Raw genomic sequence first — 3,706 nt, 5'->3', positions numbered from 1 at the left:
GACATAAAACCCAGAAGAGTGTTGCGGCGCTTCGCGCCGCAACACTCTTCTGGGTTTTGTTTTTGTCCTAACATAACTGGCTACTGCTATAAAACCCAAGATCGTGTTGCCTCGCTCCGCGAGGCAACACGATCTTGGGTTTTATGTTCTGATACAGTTGGCGGTAGCTATACCTTAGTTAATAGAAAATCCCTTAGCTGCTTAAATCTATAAACAATAGCGATCGAATAAGGTAGGGAAGAATCTTTAAGTCTGCTCTTAGTAAGTCTGCTCTTAGATTTAGGAGCACCGATTAATTACCTAGAAACTCTTTAAGAGCCCCAAGGTGTTTAGGACAAGACGCTTGGACGCTAGCCCCAATTAGGAAACCTGTATAATTTTTCAACTTTTCAAGTTTATCGGCGGGAATAGAATTTTTATCGCCTGCACTGTCAAATGATTTCTCAAGTTCCTCGAATAGCTGTTTGAAAGTGTATTTGCCACTATCCATTGCTTTGCAGGTTTCTTTCTCAACGATAGTGACGTACTGGATACCCTTAGTTGCCTCGTACATTTCGGCGTACTCAGGGCTAGCCTTGGCAGCAGCATCAATTTTTTGAGTTGCTTCTGAAACTGTGGAGCTAGAGTTAGGAGAAGTGGAAGGACTGGCGCTAGCGGAAGCGGAAGGGCTAGCGCTAGGAGAAGCCGAAGGACTGGCGCTAGCAGAAGCGGAAGGGCTAGCACTAGGAGAAGCCGAAGAAACTGAAGGATTAGAACTGGGAGAAGCTGAAGCTGACGGTGATGAAGTTGTTGCGCTGGGTTGCTGACAAGATGCCAATGCCAATGCTACGGAAATTGGCAGTAGTAAACCCTTAGCAAATTTTTTAATCATATTTTGAATTTTCAGGTTAAGTTCATCGACTTAATGATAATACGTTGACAATGTTTTACATATAGTAATTTTTGCTTCAACTTAATCTGTCAAAGGTAGTCCTAATTCATCTACAAACTACGATCTAAGGAATTGGACATGATTACAATCTATAGCTGTCTCCAAGTAGATCGAGAGATAACACCTATTTATGAAAGTTTGACAATAATTTTGCGAACTAAAAGCTAAACCTCGCAAGGGTTTTCAAGTTACAGTAATTATTGATCGAACGAACCACAAGGAAATTTTTGAAAGCCTTGCTAAGCAGGGCTTTCAAAAATTTCCTTGGTTTTTGTTTGAGCGCAAACAGCTGTAAGAAATGGCTACGCCATTTCTTACTTTGGTATTAGGGACTTGCTATAAATTAAAGTACCCGTGGCTTCGACTATGCTCAGACAACATTAGCTGAGCGCAGTCGAAGCTAGATAATGCTAGATAAAATGGTGGGACATTTTTTATCCACAAGAACCTTAGCTATTTACTTAACGTCAGTTTGAGTTAAGCTGGCAAATTTTAAAAACCCAAAGATAAAAGCCTTGCTAAGCAAGGCTTTTATCTTTGGGTTTTGAGAAAGGGTTTGCGTAGTAAACCCTTTCTCAAAACCCGTTTCAAATTATCCAGAACTGATGTTACTTCGCTGTGGTTACTTTTGTTGATAAAGATGGAGTAATACCTGAGGGCAAATTTAACCACTTAGTCAGGGCATTGGCGAGTAGGGTATCGATCGCGTATTTACCTCCGCCGTAGATAACAAAAAATGCGAAGGAAACGGCATAAATTGATGACAATTCAATGGATGGAATCGAAAAACCACCAATCAAGATGTGGTGATAGTTTGCCACAAGCATGGTTGCAAATAAACCTAATGCTGCTGGTCTGGTAAATAGACCGAGCGCTAGCAATGGTGAAGCGATTACTTCGGTGAAGGCAGCACAGTAGGCAAAGAAAATTGGGAATGGCAAACCGATAGCCTGAACATAGGCTTCGGCAAAGCTAGGAATGTCAGCCAGCTTATCAAAACCGTTATGAATCATGACCGTACCAAGAACAACCCTTAGCAAAAGCAGGGAGGCTTGCGTTAACGATACAGGTGCAGAGTCAGAACCGAGGAGAAGACGTACGATTGATGCCACGATACGAGTTGTGTTGTTCATTTCAGCACATTGCCTAACAGGTTGATTAATAAAACTTAAAAGATTGCAATAATTTATGACTTATATACATTAATCTTAACATAAGCTTTTGGAATGGCAATGATTCAAACCCTAATAAGTATTGATAGGCATGAATCTTTCCTCCCTTGGGCTTTGAATAATGGGCGAAAAGTTTTGCCAAACATTAGACATTTTCCTAGACATTTTCGTTGTGCTACGATCGCAAGCTAAGCAATATTCATGTATTGCATACAACATTAAAAATCTAAATTTTTAGAGCGAAGCTTATGTCTGCCTTGCCTGCTATTGCTGTTCTTGCAATTCTGATTCTGGTTCACGAACTCGGTCACTTTATGGCGGCTCGCGTACAGGGCATCCATGTCAATCGTTTTTCGATTGGGTTTGGTCCTGTGTTGTGGAAATATCAGGGTAAACAGACAGAATATGCACTGCGGGCGATTCCTCTAGGGGGATATGTTGGCTTTCCCGATGATGACGAGGAAAGCGATATTCCTGCTAACGATCCGAATTTGATGAAAAATCGACCCATTATGGATCGAGCGATCGTAATTAGTGCGGGAGTAATTGCCAACTTTGTATTTGCTTACTTAGTTTTATTAGTCATGACTTTAAGTGTTGGCATTGGTACGGTCGATCTACCTGGTGTCAGAATCACCAAAATAATCGAGCCCAATGCGCCAGCAGCTATAGCAGGATTAAAATCTGGCGATATTGTTTTGTCAGCCAATGATATTAAGTTTGATACTAGCCTCACGACTCTGGATCGGTTTCAATCCCTCATTGCCAAAAATGCCAATCAAGCAGTCGATCTCGTAGTGGATCGACAAGGACAAACGCTCCAGTTCCCGATCGTGCCCGATGGGGAAACTGGCAAGGGAAGAATTGGCGTGAGATTGGACTTTACGGGTAAGCCCCATCGTCGTGCTGTGCATAACTTTGCTGAAGCTATTGACAACGCGACCCAAAGCTTTGAGCGTTTAGTGGTGATGACTGTCCAAGGCTTGAAACAACTAGCAACCAATTTCCAAAATACGGCTTCGCAACTATCAGGTCCTGTAGCGATCGTGGCAATGGGTTCGGAATTAGTTAAGTCCGATGCGGCAGCCCTCTTTGATTTCACTGCGATTATCAGTATAAATCTCGCCATTATTAATATCTTGCCTCTACCAGCCCTCGATGGCGGTCAATTAGTATTTCTCGCGATCGAGGCTTTGCGTGGTGGTAAACCTCTCCCTGAAGATTTACAAAATAATGTCATGCAGGGGGGATTAGTCCTACTTCTTGGCTTAGGCGTAGTCATGATTTTCAAAGACTCCTTTAACTTGCTACAACAAAGCGGCTTAAGCCCTCTATAAGCTTCATTCCTCTATCAGCTTTTTAAAGTAGTGATAAGTGATGCGTGGCTCCGCCACGCATCACTATTTATTAGATTTATTCTTCTACTACCTTCCCACTAAAGAAATAGACATATATAGCGACAGTCACTTGAATTAGGACAAATCAAAACCCAAGAATTATAGATAATTCAAATAAAAACTACAGCTTCGACTTCGCTCAGCTAGCTTACACCGAGGGCTGAGCGAAGTCGAAGCCCGTCTACAAGTTATTTAAAACAACTATA

3 protein-coding genes are annotated in these 3,706 nt (G+C 41.9%); 1 reads left to right on the top strand and 2 read right to left on the bottom strand.

Features of this window, described 5'->3' with window-relative positions:
* Positions 1–292: 292 nt before the first annotated feature.
* Together AC805_RS26340 and AC805_RS14740 are read right to left on the bottom strand one after the other, a co-directional pair.
* Positions 293–871, bottom strand: a complete 579-nt coding sequence (locus AC805_RS26340; RefSeq protein WP_197278734.1) for a hypothetical protein — start codon at positions 869–871, stop codon at positions 293–295.
* 668 nt (positions 872–1,539) lie between these two features.
* Positions 1,540–2,064 (bottom strand): DoxX family protein, encoded by a 525-nt coding sequence (locus AC805_RS14740; RefSeq protein ID WP_055076122.1) that lies wholly within the window; start codon positions 2,062–2,064, stop codon positions 1,540–1,542.
* 287 nt (positions 2,065–2,351) lie between these two features.
* On the opposite strand from AC805_RS14740, the gene rseP reads away from it, so the two are divergent.
* Positions 2,352–3,440, top strand: a complete 1,089-nt coding sequence (gene rseP / locus AC805_RS14735) for an RIP metalloprotease RseP (RefSeq protein ID WP_055076121.1) — start codon at positions 2,352–2,354, stop codon at positions 3,438–3,440.
* Positions 3,441–3,706 lie beyond the last annotated feature (266 nt).

The organism is Pseudanabaena sp. 'Roaring Creek' (assembly GCF_001402795.1).
Lineage (GTDB): Bacteria > Cyanobacteriota > Cyanobacteriia > Pseudanabaenales > Pseudanabaenaceae > Pseudanabaena.
Note: the sequence above shows the minus strand (reverse complement) of the source record. Positions and strands in the feature narration are given on the sequence as shown.

Coding starts and splice junctions, on each gene's coding strand:
- rseP (WP_055076121.1), top strand. CDS start 2,352: ATGTCTGCCTTGCCTGCTATTGCTGTTCTTGCAATTCTGATTCTGGTT.
- AC805_RS26340 (WP_197278734.1), bottom strand. CDS start 871: ATGATTAAAAAATTTGCTAAGGGTTTACTACTGCCAATTTCCGTAGCA.
- AC805_RS14740 (WP_055076122.1), bottom strand. CDS start 2,064: ATGAACAACACAACTCGTATCGTGGCATCAATCGTACGTCTTCTCCTC.